Source organism: Terrabacter sp. Soil811 (assembly GCF_001429655.1).
Classification (GTDB): Bacteria; Actinomycetota; Actinomycetes; order Actinomycetales; family Dermatophilaceae; genus Terrabacter.
Window position 1 is genome coordinate 30,430 of the sequence record NZ_LMSX01000008.1, and the last position, 21,467, is coordinate 51,896.

At 72.9% G+C, this 21,467-nt stretch carries 21 protein-coding genes; 10 read left to right on the forward strand and 11 right to left on the reverse strand.

Going from position 1 to position 21,467, the window contains the following annotated elements:
- The first annotated feature begins 14 nt into the window (after positions 1–14).
- Positions 15–1,280, forward strand: coding sequence for a DUF4921 family protein (locus ASH01_RS10680; RefSeq protein WP_056775474.1), 1,266 nt, complete (start codon positions 15–17; stop codon positions 1,278–1,280).
- Positions 1,281–1,295: 15 nt separating this feature from the next.
- On the opposite strand, the gene ASH01_RS10685 is transcribed toward ASH01_RS10680, so the two are convergent.
- The gene (locus ASH01_RS10685; protein ID WP_056775477.1) at positions 1,296–1,589 is read right to left on the reverse strand and encodes a DUF3072 domain-containing protein; all 294 of its coding nucleotides are present in this window, start codon (positions 1,587–1,589) and stop codon (positions 1,296–1,298) included.
- Between the two features lie 51 nt (positions 1,590–1,640).
- On the reverse strand, positions 1,641–3,089 hold the full coding sequence (locus ASH01_RS10690; RefSeq protein WP_056775479.1) for a flavin-containing monooxygenase: 1,449 nt from the start codon (positions 3,087–3,089) through the stop codon (positions 1,641–1,643).
- Between the two features lie 76 nt (positions 3,090–3,165).
- Here ASH01_RS10690 and ASH01_RS10695 point away from each other — a divergent pair, with 76 nt between their 5' ends.
- Positions 3,166–5,187 (forward strand): NADPH-dependent 2,4-dienoyl-CoA reductase, encoded by a 2,022-nt coding sequence (locus ASH01_RS10695; RefSeq protein WP_056775482.1) that lies wholly within the window; start codon positions 3,166–3,168, stop codon positions 5,185–5,187.
- Positions 5,188–5,224: 37 nt separating this feature from the next.
- Positions 5,225–6,514 carry an adenylate cyclase gene (locus ASH01_RS10700; protein WP_082619688.1) on the forward strand — a complete coding sequence of 430 codons (1,290 nt, stop codon included), beginning with the start codon at positions 5,225–5,227 and terminating at the stop codon, positions 6,512–6,514.
- Positions 6,515–6,580: 66 nt separating this feature from the next.
- Here the strand turns inward: ASH01_RS10700 and ASH01_RS10705 are convergent, their stop codons facing one another.
- The 5 genes from ASH01_RS10705 to ASH01_RS10725 all read right to left on the reverse strand — a co-directional run bounded on the left by ASH01_RS10705 (position 6,581) and on the right by ASH01_RS10725 (position 10,670).
- Entirely contained in the window at positions 6,581–7,849 is a 1,269-nt protein-coding gene (locus ASH01_RS10705) for a glycosyltransferase (protein WP_056775485.1), read from the reverse strand.
- A 26-nt stretch (positions 7,850–7,875) separates the two neighbouring features.
- A complete protein-coding gene (locus ASH01_RS10710; protein WP_056775487.1) occupies positions 7,876–8,910 on the reverse strand; it encodes an LLM class flavin-dependent oxidoreductase in 1,035 nt (344 codons plus the stop codon).
- Positions 8,907–9,449 carry a 2'-5' RNA ligase family protein gene (locus ASH01_RS10715; RefSeq protein ID WP_056775489.1) on the reverse strand — a complete coding sequence of 181 codons (543 nt, stop codon included), beginning with the start codon at positions 9,447–9,449 and terminating at the stop codon, positions 8,907–8,909. The genes ASH01_RS10710 and ASH01_RS10715 overlap by 4 nt, the downstream gene beginning before the upstream one ends.
- A 2-nt stretch (positions 9,450–9,451) precedes the next feature.
- A complete protein-coding gene (locus ASH01_RS10720; RefSeq protein WP_056775494.1) occupies positions 9,452–10,162 on the reverse strand; it encodes a hypothetical protein in 711 nt (236 codons plus the stop codon).
- An 85-nt stretch (positions 10,163–10,247) separates the two neighbouring features.
- Entirely contained in the window at positions 10,248–10,670 is a 423-nt protein-coding gene (locus ASH01_RS10725; RefSeq protein WP_235509594.1) for a MarR family winged helix-turn-helix transcriptional regulator, read from the reverse strand.
- Positions 10,671–10,760: 90 nt separating this feature from the next.
- On the opposite strand from ASH01_RS10725, the gene ASH01_RS10730 reads away from it, so the two are divergent.
- The 4 genes from ASH01_RS10730 to ASH01_RS10745 all read left to right on the forward strand — a co-directional run bounded on the left by ASH01_RS10730 (position 10,761) and on the right by ASH01_RS10745 (position 15,781).
- Entirely contained in the window at positions 10,761–12,629 is a 1,869-nt protein-coding gene (locus tag ASH01_RS10730) for an ABC transporter ATP-binding protein (RefSeq protein ID WP_056775500.1), read from the forward strand.
- A gap of 94 nt (positions 12,630–12,723) precedes the next feature.
- The gene (locus ASH01_RS10735; RefSeq protein WP_056775503.1) at positions 12,724–13,242 is read left to right on the forward strand and encodes a PH domain-containing protein; all 519 of its coding nucleotides are present in this window, start codon (positions 12,724–12,726) and stop codon (positions 13,240–13,242) included.
- Positions 13,239–14,729: a PH domain-containing protein gene (locus ASH01_RS10740; RefSeq protein ID WP_056775508.1), complete on the forward strand. Its 1,491-nt coding sequence runs from the start codon at positions 13,239–13,241 to the stop codon at positions 14,727–14,729. Before ASH01_RS10735 ends, ASH01_RS10740 begins: the two co-directional genes overlap by 4 nt.
- A 224-nt stretch (positions 14,730–14,953) precedes the next feature.
- Positions 14,954–15,781 carry a hypothetical protein gene (locus ASH01_RS10745; RefSeq protein WP_056775511.1) on the forward strand — a complete coding sequence of 276 codons (828 nt, stop codon included), beginning with the start codon at positions 14,954–14,956 and terminating at the stop codon, positions 15,779–15,781.
- Positions 15,782–15,827: 46 nt separating this feature from the next.
- On the opposite strand, the gene ASH01_RS10750 is transcribed toward ASH01_RS10745, so the two are convergent.
- Together ASH01_RS10750 and ASH01_RS10755 are read right to left on the reverse strand one after the other, a co-directional pair.
- Entirely contained in the window at positions 15,828–16,238 is a 411-nt protein-coding gene (locus ASH01_RS10750; protein ID WP_056775514.1) for a VOC family protein, read from the reverse strand.
- 50 nt (positions 16,239–16,288) lie between these two features.
- A complete protein-coding gene (locus tag ASH01_RS10755; RefSeq protein ID WP_056775518.1) occupies positions 16,289–16,657 on the reverse strand; it encodes a VOC family protein in 369 nt (122 codons plus the stop codon).
- 62 nt (positions 16,658–16,719) lie between these two features.
- Between ASH01_RS10755 and ASH01_RS10760 the strand changes: the two genes are divergently transcribed.
- Positions 16,720–17,187: a MarR family winged helix-turn-helix transcriptional regulator gene (locus ASH01_RS10760; protein WP_056775521.1), complete on the forward strand. Its 468-nt coding sequence runs from the start codon at positions 16,720–16,722 to the stop codon at positions 17,185–17,187.
- Here the strand turns inward: ASH01_RS10760 and ASH01_RS23405 are convergent.
- Both ASH01_RS23405 and ASH01_RS10770 read right to left on the reverse strand, forming a co-directional pair.
- The gene (locus tag ASH01_RS23405; protein WP_056775526.1) at positions 17,184–18,305 is read right to left on the reverse strand and encodes an ankyrin repeat domain-containing protein; all 1,122 of its coding nucleotides are present in this window, start codon (positions 18,303–18,305) and stop codon (positions 17,184–17,186) included. The genes ASH01_RS10760 and ASH01_RS23405 overlap by 4 nt on opposite strands.
- A 194-nt stretch (positions 18,306–18,499) precedes the next feature.
- On the reverse strand, positions 18,500–19,459 hold the full coding sequence (locus ASH01_RS10770; protein WP_056775532.1) for an SMP-30/gluconolactonase/LRE family protein: 960 nt from the start codon (positions 19,457–19,459) through the stop codon (positions 18,500–18,502).
- Positions 19,460–19,622: 163 nt separating this feature from the next.
- Between ASH01_RS10770 and ASH01_RS10775 the strand changes: the two genes are divergently transcribed.
- Both ASH01_RS10775 and ASH01_RS10780 read left to right on the forward strand, forming a co-directional pair.
- Positions 19,623–20,819, forward strand: a complete 1,197-nt coding sequence (locus tag ASH01_RS10775; RefSeq protein WP_056775534.1) for a sensor histidine kinase — start codon at positions 19,623–19,625, stop codon at positions 20,817–20,819.
- Positions 20,812–21,459 (forward strand): response regulator, encoded by a 648-nt coding sequence (locus ASH01_RS10780; RefSeq protein ID WP_056775538.1) that lies wholly within the window; start codon positions 20,812–20,814, stop codon positions 21,457–21,459. Before ASH01_RS10775 ends, ASH01_RS10780 begins: the two co-directional genes overlap by 8 nt.
- The last annotated feature ends 8 nt before the right edge of the window (positions 21,460–21,467 follow it).

Genomic DNA, 21,467 nt, shown 5'->3' on the forward strand with positions numbered 1-21,467 from the left:
CCTAGGCTGGCAGGGTGATCGAGCCCCTGACGCGACTGCCCGACGGGACCATCAAGCAGGTCAACCCCTTCACCGGCACGAAGGTGTGGACGTTGCCGGGGCGCGCGGCCCGGCCTCTCGGCATCGCTCGGCCCGACCCGAAGCCCCTCGACCCGGCCGAGCACGAGCGCCACTGCGCCTTCTGCTGGGGCCGGATGATCGAGACGACTCCCGAGATCGCCCGGGTCGTCCGGGACGGGTCGTCGTGGCGCGAGGTGCGCGGGCTCGTCGCCGAGCAGCTCCACGACACGGTGCCGGAGCTGCGGCTCTTCCCGAACCTCTTCGAGATCCTCAGCTACGACTACTGGCACCTCGCCCACGGCTACGAGCCGACGCCCGAGTCGCTCGCGCACCGGGCGGCATACCTCTCGACGCCCGCAGGGCGTGCACACGTGACCGCGCTGGCGCGCATCCGGATGCGCTCGCGCGGTGCGGCTGGTGCCGAGGTCGAGCCGCTCGACGAGGACGACCTCGAGCGCGAGGCCGTCGGCCTCTTCGCCGGCAACCACCAGGTCGTCGTCTCGCGTCGGCACTTCGTCGACGGCGCGACGGACGACACCCAGAATGCCGGCGCCGGCACACTCACACCCGAGGAGCACTGGCAGTACACGCGATTCACGATCGCTGGGGTCCGCGACCTCTACCGGAGCAACCCGCACGCCCGCTACGTCTCGGCGTTCCAGAACTGGCTGCGACCGGCCGGCGCGTCGTTCGACCACCTGCACAAGCAGCTCGTCGCCATCGACGAGCCGGGCGTGGACCTCGAGCGGGAGACCGAGCGGGTGCGGGCCGAGCCGGACCTGTTCGCGCGCTGGGGGCCGCAGTACGCCGAGACGCAGGGTCTCGTCGTGGCGCGCACCCCCACGGCCATGGCCTTCGCCGGGATCGGCCACCAGTACCCGTCGCTCGTCGTCTACACGTCGAACACGGCGTGCCGGCCGTGGGAGCTCTCGGACGACGAGGTGCGCGACTTCTCCGACCTCGTGCACGCGTGCCATGCCGCGACGGGCGCCGACGTGCCGACCAACGAGGAATGGCACCACGGCCCCCCGTCGCTCGACCTGCCCGTGCCGCTCCGGGTGGTGCTCAAGTGGCGGGTGTCGACGCTGGCCGGCTTCGAGGGCGGCACGAAGATCTACGTCAACACCATCGACCCGTGGGCAGTGCGGGAGCGCACCGTCACGCGGCTGCGGCTGCTCGCCGCGGACGGTCTCGTCTCGGACCGCCTCGACATCCCCTGAGGCGGCCCGCTCGGGTCAGACCTCGCTGCCGTGGCCCTCGGTGCGCCCGTCGGTGACTCCGCGGCCCGTCACGGACTGGAGACGGTCGATGTGCTCGGACGCCTGGGCCTTGGTGAGGTCGCCGGGCAACGTCTCGCCGGCCTCACGGGCCAGGGTCTCGAGGTAGCTGCGCTGGGCGCCGGTCATGGCCTCGTCGCCCGTGACCCAGTCCTCGGGGTCCTTGACCGTCGAGTCGCCGGGGGTTCCGGCAGTCGTGGGGGTGGTGGCGCCGATGACGTCGTCGGTCGAAGATGTGTTCGATTCGCTCATGGGGAGTCCGTACCCGGTCGGCCGCTGCCAGACACAACCCTCGACACGCGCTCAGCGGGCGAAGGACATCGCCTCGGTGACGTCGCTGCCCAGCATGTCGCGTCGGTCGAGCAGGTAGTTCTGGCGCATCAGCCACGGCGCGCCGTCGCCCTGCTGGGGCAGGTCGTCGGCCGCCCGCTGCACGTAGCCCGACGCGAGCGGCAGCAGCGGCTGTCCGTCCATCCCCTCGGGTGCCCGCGGCGTCGCGCTCCGCCAGGCGTGGTGCTCCATGTGGTTGAGCAGCCGGCACACGTAACGGCTCGCGAGGTCGGCCCGCAGCGTCCACGACGCATTGACGTACCCGACGCAGACGGCGAGGTTGGGCACGTCGGCGAACATCAGGCCGCGATACACCGTGAGATCCCCTGTGGGGCGGGCCTGCCCGTCGACGGTGATCGCGATGCCGCCGGCGATCTTGATCCGCAGCCCCGTCGCCGTCACGACGACGTCGGCGTCGAGCTCGCGTCCCGAGTGCAGCCGTATGCCGTGTGGCACGAAGGTCTCGATCGTGTCGGTGACGACGTGGGCGCGTCCACTGCGGACGGCCTCGAAGAGGTCACCGTCCGGGACGACGCAGAGGCGCTGGTCCCACGGGTCGTAGGTCGGCGTGAAGTGGTCGCTGACGAGGTCGGTCGAGCCGAGCGACTTGGCCGCACCCTTGGACAGCAACGACCTCATCACGGCAGGGCGCCGACGGCTCAGCTCGTAGACGCCCATGGTCCCGAGGACGTTCTTGTAGCGAGCAGCCGTCCCCGCGGCCTTCGTCGGGAGCACCCGCTGGAGCACGTCGCGGGACCGGTCGCGGCGGGGCAGGGACGCGATCCACGTCGGCGTCCGTTGGAGCATCGTCACGTCGGCACCGGCCTCGGCGAGCGAGGGCACGAGCGTCACCGCCGTGGCGCCTGACCCGATGACGACGACCGTGCGCCCGGAGACGTCGAGGTCGTCCGGCCAGAACTGCGGGTGCACGACGTCGCCCTCGAACGAGGCGAGGCCGGGCAGCTGCGGGTCGTGGGGCCGGTCGTAGTCGTAGTAGCCGCTGCAGAGGTAGAGGAATCCGCAGGTCAGCTGCTCGCGCTCGCCGCCCCTGCGCTCGACCGTGACCGTCCAGCGCGCGTCCTCGCTCGACCAGTCGGCCGCGACGACCCTGTGGCCCAGACGGATCCGCTCCGCGATCCCGTGCTTCTCCGCCGTCCGGCGCAGGTAGTCGAGGATCTTCGGCCCGTCGGCGATGGCGTCGGGGTCGGTCCACGGCTCGAACGGGAAGCCGAGCGTCATCATGTCCGAGTCGGACCGGACGCCCGGGTAGCGGAAGAGGTCCCACGTGCCACCGAGCGAGTCCCGGGCCTCGAGGATCGCCCACGAGCGCGTCGGGCTCATCGTCGACAGGCGGTAGCCGGCGCCGATGCCGGACAGGCCGGCTCCGACGACGAGGACGTCCAGGTGCTCGAGATCGCTCACCTGGCCATTCTCACCCACTGTGACGCAGGCCGCGCGATCGGCTACCGGACGGTAACCAGCGGCTACCCTCGGGCGGGTGACGACGGCATACCCCCACCTGCTCGAACCCCTCGACCTCGGCTTCACCACGCTGCGCAACCGCGTGGTCATGGGTTCGATGCACACCGGCCTCGAGGACCGCGCCAAGGACTTCGACCGCCTCGCGGCCTACTACGCCGAGCGCGCCCGCGGCGGCGTCGGCCTCATCGTCACGGGCGGCTTCGCGCCCAACCTCGCCGGCGCCCTCTACCCGGGTGGCTCCGTCCTCGTCACGAGCCGGCAGGCCCGGCGCCACCGGGTCATCACGAACGCCGTGCACCGCGAGGGCGGCACGATCGCCCTCCAGATCCTGCACGCCGGCCGCTACGCCTACCACCCGCTCGCCGTGTCGGCGTCGGCGCTCAAGTCGCCGATCTCCCCCTTCTCGCCCCGCGCGCTGACCCCGCGCGGCATCCGCCGCACCGTCGACGCGTACGCCCGCTGCGCCCGCCTGGCCCGCGAGGCCGGCTACGACGGCGTCGAGATCATGGGCTCGGAGGGCTACCTGCTCAACCAGTTCCTCGCGCCGCGCACCAACCAGCGCACCGACGCGTGGGGCGGCTCCCCGGAGAACCGGCGCCGTCTGCCCGTCGAGGTCGTCCGCGCCGTCCGCGAGGCAGCCGGGGCCGACTTCGTCATCGTCTACCGCCTCTCGATGCTCGACCTCGTGCCCGACGGGCAGTCGTGGGACGAGGTGGTCGCACTGGCCCACGAGGTCGAGGCGGCCGGCGCGACGATCATCAACACCGGCATCGGCTGGCACGAGGCCCGCGTCCCCACGATCGTCACGTCGGTGCCGCGCGGCGCCTTCACCCGCGTCACCGCGAAGCTGCGCCCCGAGGTCACCGTTCCCGTCGTCACGTCCAACCGCATCTCGATGCCCGACCTCGCCGAGCGGGTCATCGCCGACGGCAGCGCCGACCTCGTCTCGATGGCGCGCCCGTTCCTCGCCGACCCCGACTGGGTGGCCAAGGCGGCGGGCGACCGGGCCGACGAGATCAACACCTGCATCGCCTGCAACCAGGCCTGCCTCGACCACACCTTCGCCAAGAAGACGGCGACGTGCCTCGTCAACCCGCGCGCCGTCCGTGAGACGACCCTCGTGCTCGCCCCGAGCCGCCGCAGCAAGCACGTCGCCGTCGTCGGCGCAGGTCCTGCCGGGCTCGCGACCGCGGTCGCGCTGACCGAGCGCGGCCACCGGGTCGAGCTCTTCGAGGCGGCCGACGACCTCGGCGGCCAGTTCGCCATCGCCATGCGGATCCCCGGCAAGGAGGAGTTCGCCGAGACGATCCGCTACTACCGGAGGCGACTCGAGCTCGGCGGCGTCAAGGTCCACCTCGGTCGCCGCGCCGACGTCGAGGACCTCACCGACTTCGACGAGGTCGTCGTCGCCACCGGGGTGGAGCCCCGCGTGCCCGACGTCCCGGGCGTCGACCACCCGACGGTCGTGACGTATGCCGCCGCCGTCCGCGGCGAGGCACCGCTGGGTCAGCGCGTGGCCGTCATGGGCGCGGGCGGCATCGGCGTCGACGTCAGCGAGTTCCTCACCCACGTCGAGTCGCCGATGACGATCGAGCAGTGGATGGCCGAGTGGGGCGTCGGCGAGCCCGACGCCTCCCGTGGCGGCCTCGTCGAGGCGCACCCGTCACCCTCGCCGCGGGAGGTGCACCTGCTCCAGCGCAAGGCCACCTCCATCGGGAGGGGCCTCGGCAAGACGACCGGTTGGGTGCACCGGGCGGCCTTGAAGGCCAAGGGAGTCCACCACCACGTCGGTGTCAACTACGAGCGCATCGACGACGAGGGGCTCCACATCACCCACGGCGAGGACCACTCCGACCCGCAGGTCCTCGCCGTCGACACGATCGTGCTCTGCACCGGCCAGGAGTCCGTGAACACGCTCGGTCCCGCGCTCGCCACCGCCGGGGTGAAGGTGCACGTCATCGGCGGCGCCGACGTCGCGGCAGAGCTCGACGCCAAGCGCGCCATCCGCCAGGGCACCGAGCTCGCAGCGACGATCTAGGCCGCGGGAGGCGTGTCCTCGGCCGTACCATCGCGGCATGGGCGCATCCGACGTGCTCACCCTTCCCCGGACCGGCCTCAGCGGGGCCGTCGTCCGCATCGTCGAGCGCCTCGCCGAGATCGGCGCCCGGCCCGACCGGTCCCAGGACGAGCGTCTGCGCCAGGGCATGCTGATCTTCGCGTCGGTGCTCATCGCCCTCATCTCCTTCATCTGGGTCGGCACCTACCTCGCGTACGGCCACCCGCTGTCGGCCGCGATCCCGGCTGCCTACCAGGTGATCACCGTGGTTGGGCTGCTCGTCCTCTCGCGCACCGGCAGGTTCGCCGTGTTCCGCACGACGCAGCTCGTGGCCTTCCTCGTCCTCCCGTGCCTGCTCCAGGCGTCGCTCGGCGGCTTCATCGCCTCGAGCGGGATGGTCCTGTGGGCGATCTTCGTGCCGCTCGCCGCGCTGGCGCTGCTCGGGGTGCGGCGCTCGGTCGGCTGGCTCCTGGCCTTCTTCGTCGCGCTCGTGACGCTGGCCCTGCTCGACCCCCGGCTATCGGCGCAGCCGGCGGCCCTGCCGACCGGTTTCGTCGTCACGTTCTTCGTGCTCAACGTCATGGGGGTGACCGTCAGCGCCTACGCGATGCTCGGCTACTTCGTCGAGCAGCGCGAGCGGGCCCGCATCGCCCTCGAGGCCGAGCAGGCGAGGTCGGAGCGACTGCTGCTCAACGTGTTGCCGGCCCCCATCGCCGAACGTCTCAAACGCGGCCCCGGCACGATCGCGGAGCACTACGAGGCCGTCACCGTGCTCTTCGCCGACCTCGTCGGCTTCACCGAGCGGACCCAGGTCATGCCCGCCGACGAGCTCGTCGCGCTCCTCGACCGCATCTTCTCGGCCTTCGACCGCGAGGCCGACGCGCAGCAGGTCGAGAAGATCAAGACCATCGGCGACGCCTACATGGTCGCGGGCGGTCTGCCGGAGCGGCGGCCCGACCACGTGCAGGCGGTGGCCCGGGTGGCGATCGCGATGCGCGAGGAAATGGCGTCGATCGCGCGTGAACCGGGGTGTGAGTGGCTCGCCGTGCGCATCGGCGTCGACACGGGACCCGCCGTCGCAGGGGTCATCGGGCGGCGGAAGTTCATCTACGACCTCTGGGGCGACACCGTCAACACGGCGAGCCGGATGGAGTCCCACGGGCTGCCGGGGCAGATCCACGTGACCGACCGCGTCGCCGCTGCACTCGGGCCCGAGTTCACGCTCCGCCCTCGCGGGACGATCCTCGTCAAGAGCAAGGGCCCGATGAGCACCTACCTGCTCGACGCCGCGGGAGGCGTGACCGCGTGACCCACGAAGTCCTCCATCCCGTGGGCTCCGGAGCGTGGGCGGTCGGCCTCAGCCGACCTCGGTGTGTCAGGACGGCCCGGCACCCTTGAGGTAGGTGTCGACGAGTCGCGCGGCGTCGCCGGCGCCGTCCTCTGCGCGGACGCGCTCACCGAGGGCGTATGCCGCCGCGCGGGCTCCCGGGGACAGAGCGACCTCGAGCGCCCGCTCGAGCCGAGCCGCCGTCAGGTCCTTGCGGGCGATCGGCGGTGCGGCGACCCCCAGGTCGGCCATCCGGCGGCCCCAGTAGGGCTGGTCGGCGGCGTGCGGCACCACGACCTGCGGCACCCCGGCCCGGACCGCAGCGGCGGTCGTGCCCGCTCCGCCGTGGTGGACGACGACGGCGCACCGTGGAAAGAGCAGGTCGTGCGGTGCAGCGCCGATCCCGATCGTCGTTGCGGTCGTGCCGACCGACAGACCGGCCAGACCCTCGCTGACGACACCACGCAGCCCGAGACGGCCGAGCACCCGGCCCGCATCACGCACGACACCCTCCGGGTCGGGCGTCGGCATCGAGCCGAAGCCGACGAAGACCGGGCCGGGCCCGTCGTCGAGGAACGCCGCCAGAGCCGGGTCCAGCGAGCCACCGCCGACGTCGTCGCGCACCCAGTAGCCGGTCTGCCGCAGCGCCGGGGGCCAGTCCGCGGCCGGCGGGACGACGTGCGGGCTCGCGGCGAGCAGCGTCGGCGTGCGCTCCGCAGCGGCCGTGTAGTGGCGGAACCGCTGTCGTGGCAGGCCTCGTCGCGCGCGGACGAGGTCACCGGCAGGGCGGAAGAGGTCGAGCGCGACCCGGCCCGCGAGGGTGCTCCATGCGTCGTTGACCCACGACGTCGCGCGCGGGCGCAGGGCCAGAGCGACCGAGTCACCGCGCGCGCTCGGCCAGACCGGCGCGAAGACGGCGTAGAGGTGCGGCTTGGTCGGACGGCCACCTCGGCCGTCAGGAGTCAGCAGCGCGTCGACGAGGTCGAAGGTCAGCGCCCCCGACAGCACGCCGTCAGCACCGTCGACGAGCCGCGCGACGTCCGCGGCCAGCGCCGAGGCGGTGTCGGCCATGACCTGCCGCATGAGCCGGGCCTCACGCACCTGCGTCCGCGCCGACCCGCGCAGTGCGTCACGCCCGAGCCCCTCGCGCAGCGGCCCCTCGAGGTCGAACGACAACGGCTCGAAGTCGACGCCGCTGCCCGCCACGACGTGACCGAGGTCGGCCGGCGCAGCGAGCGACACGGCATACCCCGTCCGCCGGAGACGCTGCCCGAGCGCGACGAGCGGCTGGACGTCACCACGGGATCCCATGCCCATCAAGAGGATCCGCACGTCAGCCCCCGTCAGTCCTCGTCGAGCTGCGCGCGCACGCGCGGCACGACCTCCTCGGCGTAGAGGCGGATGCACTCCATCCGCTGGTCGTGCGGGAGCGTGCCGAACGAGTACTTCAGCTGGAAGCGGGAGAGGCCGAGCACGCGGACGGTGTCGACGATCTTGGCGGCCACGGTGTCGGGCGACCCGCAGTAGACGGCTCCCTCGGGGCCGAGCTGCTGGAGCGCCTGGTCCTTGCCCATGGGCGCCCAGCGACGCTCGCGGCCGAGCTTGTTCATGTAGGGCAGGAAGTGCGGCATGAAGTCCTCACGCGCCTGCTCGTCCGTGGCGGCCACGTAGCCGGGCGAGTGCACCCCGATCGGCAGCTCGGGCCTGCCCATCTCGGACAGCGCGCGCCGGTAGAGGTCGGCGAGCGGTGCGAACTGGCGCGCGGAGCCGCCGATGATGGCGATGACGACGGGGAAGCCGTAGTGCGCGGCGCGGACGACCGACTGCGGGGTGCCGCCGACGCCGACCCACACGGGCAGGTGGCCGGACTCCGTCGCGGGCATGACCTTCTCGACCTGGACGGGCGGGCGGATCGAACCCTCCCAGCGGATCGGCCGCTCGGCCACGACGGCCGCGAGCAGGTCGAGCTTCTCCTCGAAGAGCGTCTCGTAGTCGCCGAGGTCGAGACCGAAGAGCGGGAACGACTCGATGAACGAGCCTCTGCCGACGGTGATCTCGGCACGGCCGCGGCTGATCGCGTCGACGGTGGAGAAGCGCTGGAAGACCCGGATCGGGTCGTCGCTGGAGAGGACCGTCACCGACGTGCCGAGCCGGATGTGCTCGGTGCGCCCCGCGAGGCCGGCGAGCAGCACGTCGGGGGCGCTCACGGCGTAGTCGTCGCGGTGGTGCTCGCCGACGCCGAAGAAGTCGAGGCCGAGCCGGTCGGCGAGCTCACCCTCGGCCAGGACCTCCCGGATCACCGTGGCGGGGTGGAGCGGGGCACCGTCGGGGCCGTTGGCGATGTCGCCGAACGTGTCGAGGCCGAGTTCGAGGCTCATGCGCCCATCGTAGGTATGCCGCCCACCTGCCACGTGCGCCCGGCGTCGGGGTCCCAGCGTCGGACCGACTCGATCGTGCCGTCGAGGGGGCGGGCGCGGCCGAGGACGGCGAGCGCCTCCCCGACCTGGCGCGAGCCGAGCCCGCGGGCGATGGTGACGTGCGGGGTCCAGCGGCCCGGACGCACCTGGTCGGGGACGTCGGGCGCTCCGACCGTCGCGGCGGCCAGCGACCGCTGGAGGTCGAGCAGCTCGGGCGTGGGCACGACGAGCCGGGCGAGGACGTAGCGGCGCGAGCCCATGACGAGGAGTGACCCGAGGCGGATCGGCACGGGCCGCATCGTCTCGAGGACGTGGGCGATCCGGGCCTCGACGTAGTCGGGGACGACCCCGGCGAGTGCCAGGGTGATGTGCGGCGCGTTCGTCGCACCCTGGTGCTGCGACTGGCTCGGCAGTCCCGCCGCGGCCAGGGCCGCCCACTCACGCCGGACCTCCGTGTCGGAGGTGGCGTCGAGCAGGCCTTCGACCGCGTGCAGGGGCATGGTCAGGCGACCTGCTGCGAGTCACGCCGGCCGGTGAGGCCGAGGTGGTCGGCGACGAAGTCGCGCACGGCCGCCGAGTGATCGTCCCGGCGACCGTCACCGACCGGCACCACGAGCGTCGGGACGTCGAGGCCGGCGACGACGAGGAGGTCGAGCTCGCGCCGCTGGCCCTGCCGGCTCGACCCGATCTCGCGGTCGTCGTCGAGGTAGACGACGACCGGTCGGTGCGCGCGCACGGCATCGACGAGACGGCGCACGAGGGCGACGTCGGGCGACCGCAGCAGGGCGGACTCCCAGACGTGGACGCCACCGGGCCTGTTCGCTCCGAAGCGGGCCCACGCATCGGCGACGAGGGAGGCGGTGAGCTCGGCGGGGACTCGCGCCCGGCTCGCGACCTCGCGGACCCGCTGACGCAGCGGCTCGGGCAGGGCCGCCTGCGACGCGGGTCGCACGACCCAGGCGTCCCCGTGCTGCTCGGCGGCGCCGAGCAGGGCCCGGGACGTCTCGGTCGACTCGGCCGCGAGTGCGAGGAGCTGCGCGGTGTCGAGCACGACGACGTGGTCGACGTCGACGGGGTGGTCGGCCTGCCCCTCGGCCCGGTGCTCGACGGCGACGTGCTCGCCGGCCAGCCATTCGACGATGTCCTCGGCGGTCGAGGTGCGGCCCGACCCCGGGCGCCCCTCGACCATGACGAGCCCGTTCACGTCAGCCACCCAGCAGCTCCTCGCCGGCGCTCGCCCCGGCCTCACGTGCCGTCGGTTGCCGGCAGGGAAGTGTATGTCAGCGGACATTTCGACCTCACGGCTCTCGAGGGTCGAGCCGCGCGAGGAGGGCCGCGAGCGACGTGCGTTCGCGGTCGCTCAGCGACCCGAAGAAGTCGGCCGCACCCTCGCGCCGTGCCTCGTCGACCTCGGCGAGGACCGACTCCCCCACCGCGGTGAGGGCCACGGTCATGGCGCGGCGGTCGTCGGGGTCGGGGCTGCGGTGGACGAGGCCCCGCGACTCGAGCCGGTCGACGACGTCGGTGGCCGAGCGCGGCGCGATGCGCAGGTGGTCGGCGACGACGCCGAGACGCGTGGGCCCGTGGTGCCCGATGACGCGCAGCGCGCGCGCGTCGTGGGGCGACAGGTCGGACCCGAGCCCAGTGGCCCAGCGCCGCCGCAGCGCCCGCGCCGCGCCCATGAGCAGCTCGTCGAGGGAGGGCTCGTCGGCGTCACGCATGGGGAGCAGCATACGGCCTGATTTGTAGACTGACCTCATAGTGAGGTAACCTCAGCATCATGAACCGGAGTCCACAGATGGAGTGACCGCATGACCGACACCACGACCACCCTCAGGCCGACCCACCGCGGCGGCCGCCAGCCCGAGAAGATCGACCCGCAGGACCGCGCCCAGCTCGCCGAGTCCCCCGTCTCCCTGCGACGGGTCGCGGGTCTCTTCCGCCCCCACACCCGCACCGTCGCCGTCGTCACCGCGATCATCGTGGCGATCTCGGTCGTCTCGATGGCCCAGCCCTTCCTGCTGCGCGCCGTCATCGACGACGCCCTCCCCCACCAGGACGTCCGCCTCCTGCTCTGGGCCGTCGGCGGCATGCTCGCCGTCACCGTCGTGAGCCAGCTGCTCGGCGTCGTCCAGACGTGGCTCACCACCTCCGTGGGCCAGCGCGTCATGCACGGGCTGCGCACCGACGTCTTCCGCCACCTGCAGCGCCAGTCCGTCGCCTTCTTCACCCGCACCCGCAGCGGTGAGGTGCAGTCGCGCCTCACCCACGACATCAGTGGCATGCAGTCGGTCATCACGTCGACGGCGACGTCGATCGCGAGCAACCTCACGACCGCCGTCGCGACGGCCATCGCCATGGTGGCCCTGAGCCCGCGCCTCTCGCTGCTCTCCCTGCTCGTCATCCCGCCGGCCGTCCTCATGACCCGCAAGGTCGCCCTGCTGCGCCGCGACATCACCGCCCAGCGCCAGCGTCGACTCGCCGACCTGCACAGCCAGGTCGAGGAGGGCCTCACCGTCAGCGGCGCCACCCTCGTCAAGACGCTCGGCGCCGGGGAGGCCACGGCCGACCGCTTCGCCGAGACGTCCACCGACCTCATCGACCTCGAGCTGCGCTCGCAGCTCGCCGGCCGCTGGCGGATGGCGACGATGCAGATCATCTTCGCCGCGATCCCCGCGCTGATCTACCTCGCCGCCGGACTGCCCGCGACCTCGGGCGGCATGACCATCGGCACGCTCATCGCCTTCACGACCCTGCAGGCCGGCATCTTCCGACCGCTCATGGGACTGCTCGACGTCGGAGCCCAGTGGGTCACCTCGATGGCGCTCTTCAGCCGCATCTTCGGCTACCTCGACCTGCCCGTCGAGGTCGCGCCTCCCGCCGATCCCGTTGCGGTGCAGCACGACCGGCTGCGCGGCGAGGTGCGCTTCGAGGGCGTCACCTTCAGCCACGACGCCACCGCCTCCCCCACCGAGAGGGCGTATGCCGTCTCCGACGTCACGCTGCACGTGCCCGCAGGCACGACGCTGGCCCTCGTCGGCGAGACCGGCTCGGGCAAGTCGAGCCTCGCCGGTCTCCTCGCGCGGCTGCACGACCCGCAGTCCGGGCGCGTGACGATCGACGGCGTCGACCTGCGCGACCTCGACCCTGCAGACCTCGCCCGGATCGTGGGCGTCGTCTCGCAGGACACGTACCTCGTGCACGCCTCGATCCGCGACAACCTCCTGCTCGCCGCCCCCGGCGCCACCGACGACGCGCTGTGGCAGGCCCTCGCCGCGGCCCAGGTGGCACCCCTCGTCGCGAGCCTTCCCGACGGCCTCGACACCGTCGTCGGGGCCCGCGGCCACCGCTTCTCCGGAGGGGAGAAGCAGCGCCTCGCGATCGCCCGCACGCTCCTGCGCAACCCGCGCGTCCTCGTGCTCGACGAGGCGACGAGCGCCCTGGACAACGAGACCGAGCGCGAGCTGCAGGCCGCGATCGACCGGCTCATGGCCGGCCGCACGACCTTGACCATCGCACACCGCCTGTCGACGATCCGCGACGCCGAGCAGATCGCCGTGCTCGACCACGGTCGGGTCGCCGAGCTCGGCGACCACGACGACCTGATGGCCCGCGGTGGCCGCTACGCGCGGCTCGTGCAGGCCCGCGAGGGCTCGGCCCGTGAGGCGGTCGCGGCCTGACCCCGAGCGGAGGGCACGACCCGACGAAGGTCGGCAGGGCGGCATACCTCGGTCGGATGCCGCCCCCCGGCACCGGTGTGGCACCGTGGGGGCCGTGGAACCCCTCGACGTGCCGGTCGCCCCCGGTGCCGTGCTCCGCGAACCCGCCCACCGGGTCTCGCGCCGGGCCGTCCTCATGTGGACGCTGCAGGCCCTCGTCGTCCTCGCCCTCCTGCTCGCGGGGCAGGTCGTCTGGTGGCTCGTCGACGACGCCCCGTCGCGCACTCCGCACTGGGTCGTCGGAGCCGTGTGGCTCGTCGCCGGCGCCGCGTACGCCGTCGCGATGCCGCAGTGGCGCTACCGCGTGCACCGGTGGGAGGCGACCCCCCGCGCGATCTACACGCAGAGCGGCTGGCTGTGGCAGGAGCGTCGCATCGCGCCGCTCGGCCGCGTGCAGACCGTCGACCTCGAACGCGGTCCCGTCGCCCAGCTGCTCGGCCTGGCCGCCGTCACGATCACGACGGCGTCCGCCGCGGGGCCCGTCACCATCCACGGTCTCGACCTGCCCGTCGCCCACGAGCTCGTCGACGCGCTGACGGCTGCGGCCGTGGCCGAGACGGGCGACGCGACGTGACCGAGGACGCGGAGGGCTGGCGCCGGCTCGACGCCCGGATGCTCCTCGTCCACCCCCTCGAGACGCTGATCCGTTTCCTGCCCGCACTGCTCGCGCTCGTCGTCTTCCGAGCCGGCTCCGAGGACAACGACCGGTGGGAGCTGTATGCCGTTCCGCTCATCGTCGCGTTCGGCGTGCTGCGGTGGGTCACGACCCGCTACCGCATCGCCGACGGCCAGATCGAGCTGCGGCGCGGCCTCTTCACGAAGCAGACGACGACGGCGCGCCTCGACAAGGTGCGCACCATCGACCTGACGGCGCGGGTCTACCACCGCGTCCTCGGCTTGGCCAAGGTCGAGATCTCGACCGCCGGCGGCCAGCACGACCGGCTCGTCCTCGACTCGCTGGGCGTCGACGCGGGTCGTCGCCTGCGGGCCGAGCTGCTGCACCGCGTCGACCCCGCCGTGACCGGTCTGCCCGCGCCGACCGGCGCGCCGGTGGCCGTCGACGACGTGCCCGACGACGCACCACCGCCCATCGACGACGAGGTGCTCGTGCGCCTCGACCCGTCATGGATCCGCTATGCGCCGCTCACCGTGACGGGGCTCGCGAGCGCCGCGGCGATCGTCGGCTTCGCGTCGCAGGGCTTCTCGCGCTTCTCGCAGGAGCGGTCGGTCTTCCGGGACGGCGCGTCCTTCGTGTCGCGTCTGGCCTGGTGGGTCGACGTGCTGCTCCTGCTCGGTGTCGTGTCGCTCCTCGCGGTCGGCGCCTACGTCCTGACCTTCTGGGGCTTCCGGCTGACCCGCAACCGGCTCGGCACCCTGCACACGCGCCGCGGCCTGCTGACGAACCGGGAGACGAGCATCGACGCCGCCCGGGTCCGCGGCGTCCGGCTCGACGAGCCGCTCGGGCTCCGTCTGGCCGGGGCCAGCCGGCTCAAGGTGGTCACGTCGGGCCTGCTCCGCGAGCAGGGCGGCTCCGACTGGCTGTGCCCGCCCGCGCCGGCCGGCGTCGTGACGCCCCTCGCGCTGCGCATCCGCCCCGACGAGGCCGCGGTCTCAGGGCCGCTCACGCCACACGGCCCCGCCGCCCGGCGCCGTCGCCTGACGCGCGCCGTCGTGCCGGCGCTCCTCGTCGCCGCGCTCCTCGTCGTGGCACGGCTGCTGTGGGACTGGCACGGCTCACTGCTCGTCCTCGTGCCACTCCTGCTCGTCGGTGCCGTCGCCCTGGGTCGCGACCGTTACCGCGCGCTGGGGCACGCCGTGACCCCCGACCACCTCGTGACGCGACACGGCTCGCTCGACCGGCAGCGCGTCGTGCTCGACCGCGACGGCATCATCGGCTGGAAGGTCGAGCAGTCCTTCTTCCAGCGACGCGTCGGCGTCGCGACGCTCGTCGCCACCACTGCTGCCGGAGCCCAGCACTACGACGTCGTCGACCTCCCCGTCGAGATGGCGTATGCCGTCCTGGCCCAGGTCAGCCCCGACCTGGTCGCCGAGTTCGCCTGACACCGAAGGGCCGTCAGGTGGCCCCTCGGATGGACTCATGGTCATGGCTCCGGGCCACCGTGGTGGCCGCTCGGGTCAGGTGGGTTCGCACACTCATCCCGATGCGCGTCGGCAGCTGGACACTGGGCATCCCGGCGGGCCCTGCCGGACGCCCACGACCCACACGGCCGCGACCGACACGACGGACGCAGCGCAACGACCTGAACTCAGGGGGGATCCGCGAAATGACCTACGCCTGGCCCTTCGTCGCGGCCACGTGCGCGCTCGCGCTCGTCATGACCGCCGCGGTGTGGCGCCCGACCACGGGGCAGGCTGCGCTGCTGCTCACGGGCCCCGTCGCAAGCGTCGCCGCCCTGGTCGGACCTGCCTGGGGTGGCCTCGGCCTGCTGGGCGTCGTGGTCGTCCCGTTCGGGTACCTGCTCGTGCCGTCGGTCCTGCCGTGGTCCAGGCCGTGGGCCAGGTGGGCGGTCCCGGCGACCGTTCTCGTCGCCTGCGCCGTACTCGCGGCACCGTCACGGTTCGCTGGCCCGATGTCGCTGTTCGCGCTGCCCTTCGGCTTCGCTCTCGTCGCGCTGGTCCGCGCACTCTTCCAGCTCCACCGACCCACAGGACCCACGGCCTCGGGACCTGGCACGGTCGGTGGCAACCTCGCCGCTGGGCGAGCGGTCGTCGTGGTCGCCGCGCTCCAAGGGGCTGCCGCACTCCTGGCGGGAGCTGTCATCGCCGCCGTCCTGCTCGGCCCGAACGCGGACACCGGCGGCACGAGCGGCTTCGCCGGGCTCGGGACGGCCCTGGCCCTGCTGGTCGCCGGATTCGGCGTCACGGTCGCGGCCCTGTTCTTCGGTGTGGCCGTCGGTCTGCACCGTAGGTACCGCGACTTCCGATATGTCTTCACGGCCGTTCAGATCGTGGCTCTCGCACTGTGCGTGTGGGCCGTACACGGTGTCTGGGTCTGGGCTGCCGCCGCGTGGGTGGCAGCCACCGTCGCCCTCACCTACCTCGGCGCCGGCGTGGACTCCAGGGATCGAGTCGAGCCCACCACCGCCCACTGACGGCCAGCGGCAACGCGCCGCGGTTCGGGAGCAGGTCCGGCTCGCGCTAGTCGCCCGTCTGCCAGACGGGGCCCTCGTCGGTCCACGTGACGCCCTTGTTGCGGCAGAGGCAGAACGGGTGACCGACGGGGTCGGTGTAGACGCGCCAGCCGAAGCCGTCGCGGCCGACGGAGTCCTGGTGCAGGGTCGCGCCCAGGGCCACGACACGGCGGTGCTCGGCCTCGATGTCATCGACCTCGAAGTCGAGATGGAACTGCTTGGGGTGGTCACCGTCCGGCCACTGTGGGGCGCGGTAGTCCTCGACCGGCGTGAAGGCCAGCTCGATCTCACCGAGCTGGATGCCGGCCCAGCTGTCGTGGCTGCCCGCCTTGACGGGGAGACCCGTCACCTCCGAATAGAAGGCCGCCAGCATCATCGCGTCCGGGCAGTCGATGATGACATCGGTCAGTCGTAGCACCCGGAGATCGTGTCACACGGCCGATCGACCGGAGTCCGGGCCGGCCGGCATCAGGCGCGGTCGTGGAGGGTGACGTGGTAGCCGTCGGGGTCCGCGAAGGTGAAGGTCCGACCGAACGGACCGTCGATCGGCGCGGAGACGATGGTGTGACCGTCTGCGGCCAGGGCGTCGTGGATGGCCTGGACGTCCGTGGCGTGGAGCCAGATCGCGGCACCGATGCCCGGCTGGGCGGCTGATGCGAGATCGGTGCCGGTCACCACGTCGCGCAGCGCGAAGGCGATCGGCGTCGTCTCGAAGACGACGGCGTGCGGAGGCCCGGCCTGGGACCGCACGAGACCGAGGTACTGCTCGTAGAACGCCCGGGAGGCGTCGAGGTCGGCTGCCTGGAGCGAGATGAAGTCGGGACCGGTGACGGGCACGATGGCCTCCTTGAGTTCGTGTCAGTTATCTGACACGAACGACCGTATGTCAGAATACTGACATGAGTCAAGACGATGCCGGCGTCGACCTCGAGACGTCCCTGGGCTACCTGCTGAAGGAGGCGTCGAGTGCTCTGCGCGCCGCCATGGAGGACGTGCTGCGGCCGCTCGGGATGACGGTGACCCACTACTCGTGCCTCGAGCTGCTGGCACAGCGACCGGGCCTGTCGAACTCCGAGCTGGCGCGTGGGGCCTTCGTGACCCGGCAGTCGATGAACGTGCTGCTCCAGGCCCTCGAACGAGACGGCTTCGTGACGCGCCCCGCAGAGGCGCCGGTCGGGAAGGCCCTTCCGACCCGGCTGACACCCCGCGGCCGACGGAGCCTGGAGACGGCGAGCGCGGCGGTCCGGTCCGTCGAGGTCAGGATGCTGGCCGGCCTGACCGAGGCCGAGCAGAGGGACGCCTTCCGCATCCTGCGCGGCCTGGTCCTCTCGCTGCGCGACAGCCCCGGCCGCACCGACCGCAGCTAGAACTGCTCCAGGATCCGGGCGATGGCGGCATACCCCTTCTCGCGGGCGTGCTCGAGCGCGGTGACGCCGTCCTTGTCGGCGATCGACCGGTCGGCGCCGGCATCGAGGAGGAGGCGCACGATCTGCTGGTGTCGCTCGCCGCCGTCGCCGAGGATCACGGCCTCGAGCAGGGCCGTCCAGCCGAGGTCGTTGACGTGGTTCACGTCGATGCCGGTCTGCACGACGCGACGCACGTAGTCGACGTGCCCGCGCTCGCTCGCCGGGATGACCGAGACCCCGCCGAAGCGGTTGCGGACCGTGAGGTCGGGACCGGCGGGCAGCAGCGTCTCGAGCATCGCGACGCTGCCGGTCACCCCGGTGACGAGCCACGGGGTGTCGTGGCGATCGTCGAGCGCGTCGGGGTCTGCACCCATCGCGACGAGCACCCTTGCGGCGTCGACATGGTCGCCGGTGACGGCGAGGAGCAACGGAGTCCGCCGCTTCGCGTCGCGGGCCTCGATGTCGGCTCCGGCGCGCAGGGCCAGCGACACGGCGTCTGCGTCGCCGCGCTGAGCGGCCGAGAGCAGTGCCGCATCAGGGTCGTCCACACGGTCGGCCGTGGTTGCAGTCACGAGAACTCCTGTCAGTCGGTCGAATCCGCGCTCACGGGCCATCCGGAGCGGGGTGAGCCCCTCGTCGCGCGAGGGTCGGGTCAGCTGGACACCGCCGGCGACGAGCACGCGCACGGTGTCGACGTAGGAGGTCGTGTCACGTCCGAGCCACACGGCCTCGTGGATCGCCTGGTAGCCGATCCGGTTGACGTGGTCGCGGTCGATCCCGGCGCGGAGCAGCTCGCCGACGACGAGCGCGTGCCCGCGCTCGGCCGCCCGGATGAGGCCGGTGCCGTTCCAGCTGTCCTTGTCGTCGACGCCGGCACCGTGGGCGAGTGCGAGGCGCAGCAGCCCGAGGTGGCCCTCGCTCGTCGCGACGAGGTATGCCGACTGCTGGGTCTCGTCCTTGGCGTTGACGTCCGCGCCCCGGCCGACGAGAGCTCTCGCTCGCGGCAGGTCGTCCTTCCACACCGCATCCCGCAGCGCAGCGTCGAGCCGTGCCTGCTCGGCCGCCGACGGCGTCGCCATCCTGGCTCCTCCCGTGCTGGCCTCTCCCCCGTCGAGTGGCCCCGTCGTCACACCCGTCGTCGTGACGGAGGTGGCTGGAGTGGCTGGTGTGGTTGCGGGGCCACTCGAGGTGCAGGCGGCGAGGGCGGTCGCCGCGGCCAGACCGGCGGCCGCCGCGACCGCGGCGCTCGCCCTGGTGCCCCGTCGCATGCTCCTCATCGTGCCAGCGGATCGGTGACGACCTCGTACGGCCCGGACGCGACCGGCTCGTCGAACTTGCTGTCGACGAAGAGCGTCCGGCCCCGGAGCTCCTTGGCCGTCGTCAGCACCCGCTCGGGGTCGGTGGCGACCTGGGACACGAGCCGGGCGGCCCGGCCGTCTGCCCGCAGCTCGAGCGTGGCGAGCAGCCGTGCGAAGTTGCGCACCACGGTGAGCCGCGACCCCTGCCGTACGAGGCCGTCGGCGTCGGTGAGCGATGCCCCGCCGGTCGCGACGGGCGACCCCGCGGCCGTGCGCAGGTCGAAGCGCCAGAGCAGACCGGCATTGCCCTGGGCGACGACGAGGGCGGAGCGGTCGGCACTGACGACGATGCCTCCGAGGTTGAAGCCGGCTCGCTGCACGACGGTGCCGGTCGCGTCGGCCCAGCGGGTCACTCCCCAGGCCCTCTCGTCGACCGCCACCCGGAAGACCTGCGGCGCGTTGGAGTTCGTGAAGTAGGCCGCCCCGTCGGGACCGATCGCGACGTCGTTGAGGAACACGTTCTCCCCCGGAGCACGCAGCGCGGCCAGCAGGCGGCCGTCCGGCGCGTACACCCAGAGGTCGGGCCGACCGGTGCCGATGCCGTTCGGGCCGCCGGCCACGTAGACCCGACCGGCCGCGTCGGTCGTGATCCCGCGGGCCGTGAACCGACCGTCGGTGCCGTCGCCGCCCAGCCACTGCTCGGTCTGGGCCGTGCCGGCCGAGCCACGGTGGATCTCACCGCCCGTCACCTCGCTGACGTAGAAGACGCCGCGCCGCTCGTCGGCACCGATGCCCTCGAACTTCGAGCCGCCGACGTCGCCGGTCAGCCGATAGGTGCCCGGCCGACCGTGGCCGGGCGGGTCGGCCTGTGCGGGCGCCCCCACCAGCAGGGGTGCGGCGGCGAGGACGAGGACGACGGCGAGGCTGCGCTTCATGGTGGGTCTCCCGGTGTGAGGTGATCGTGAGGACGAGGGTGGTCGTGCGGTCCCCACCACCACCGTCGCCGATCCAGCCCACCCACCGCGTCGGGCAACCGGCCACACCGGACTAGCCGATCGGATGATGCCGACGGCCCGCCCCGTCCCTAGGCTGCCGGTCATGGAAGAGGGCATCCTCGCGCCGGTGGCGCGACTCGACCGATGGCTCGACGCCGTCCTCGTCCTGCTCCTCGTGACGTGCTCGGCGCGCTACCTGCTGCGCCACGACCTCGACGGCACCGCGCTCCTCGTCCTCGCGGGTGCCACCCTCCTCGGGGCCGCCTACCTCACGCGTCGGCTCGTCGCCGACCGTGCCGCGTGGCCCTACGTGTGGATCGCGGTCGTCGTCGTGCTCTGGGTGGCGCTGACGCTTGCCGCCCCCTCGTTCGCGTGGACCGCCGTGCCCGTGGCCTTCGCCGTGCTCCAGGTGCTCCCCTTCGCGTATGCCGTCACGGTCGTCGTCGTCATGACCGCCGTCGTCAGCGTGGCGTGGAGCCGCATCACCGACGACCTCGACCCGACGGTGCTGATCGGGCCGGTCGGCATCGCGCTCGTCACCGTGCTGTCCTACCGAGCCCTCGAGCGTGAGGCCCGCACCCGGCAGGCGCTCATCGACGAGCTGACCGACGCGCAGGCCGATCTCGCTGCCGCCCAGCACCGCTCCGGTGCCCTCGCCGAGCGGACCCGCCTGTCGCGCGAGATCCACGACTCCGTCGGTCAGGGGCTCTCCAGCATCACCCTGCTCCTCGCCGCGGCCGAGCAGGACTGGGACCGACGGCCGCTCGTCGCCCGCCAGCACGTCGTGGCTGCAGGGACGGCAGCCCGCGAGGGACTCGACGAGGTGCGCCGCGTCGTGCGCGACCTCGCCCCGGCGGACCTCGAGGACGACACGACAGGTGACGCCCTCCCGGCCGCGCTCGAACGCGCGGGCGCCACGGCTGCCTCCCACGGCCTCGACGTCAGGGTCCGCGTCCACGGCGACCCCGTCGCCGTGCCGGCCGACGTCGCCAGCGCTCTCGTCCGGTCCACCCGAGGAGCCCTGTCCAACGTCGTCGAGCACGCCCACGCCACCCGCGCCGACATCAGCCTGACCTACCTCTCCGACGAGGTGCTGCTCGACGTCCGGGACGACGGTCGCGGCTTCGACCCGACGCGACCCGGCCGACCGGACGCGCGCGGGGACCGCGGGCGCGGGCTGGACGGCATACGCCATCGGGCCGGTGACCTCGGGGGCAGCGCCGACGTCGAGAGCGCGCCCGGCGAGGGCACGACCGTGTCGGTCCGCTTCCCGATCACCGCGGGGGTTTCCCGTGGCTGACGGCACCGGCGCCGTCCGGGTCGTCCTCGTCGACGACCACCCGGTCGTCCGCGCGGGACTGCGCGCCCTCGTCGACGGCCAGGACGGCATCGAGGTCGTCGGTGAGGCGAGCGACCTCGCGGGAGCCGAGCGCGTCGTCGCAACGGAACGGCCGGACGTCGTCCTCATGGACCTCAACCTCGGGGACGGGCCGGGAGGGGCCGAGGTCACGGCGCGGCTGCGCGCCCTGCCGGAGCCGCCGCACGTCCTCGTCCTCACGACCTACGACACGGAGGCCGACATCCTGCGGGCCCTCGACGCGGGCGCGCTCGGCTACCTGCTCAAGGATGCCCCGGCCGACCAGCTCTTCGCCGGCATCCGGGCCACGGCCCGCGGCGAGACGGTGCTCGCCCCGTCGGTCGCGGCGCGGCTCGTGCGGCGCGCGGCCTCACCCGGGCCGGTCGTCACCGAGCGCGAGGTGGAGGTGCTCGAGCTGCTCTCGCGCGGGCTCGGCAACCGCGAGATGGCGCGCGAGCTGCTCGTCTCCGAGGCGACCGTGAAGTCCCACCTCAGCCACGTCTACACCAAGCTCGGCGTCGACACCCGCGCTGGGGCGGTCGCGGCAGCGATCGAGCGCCGCATCATCCGACCAGGCGGATGACGCGGCGC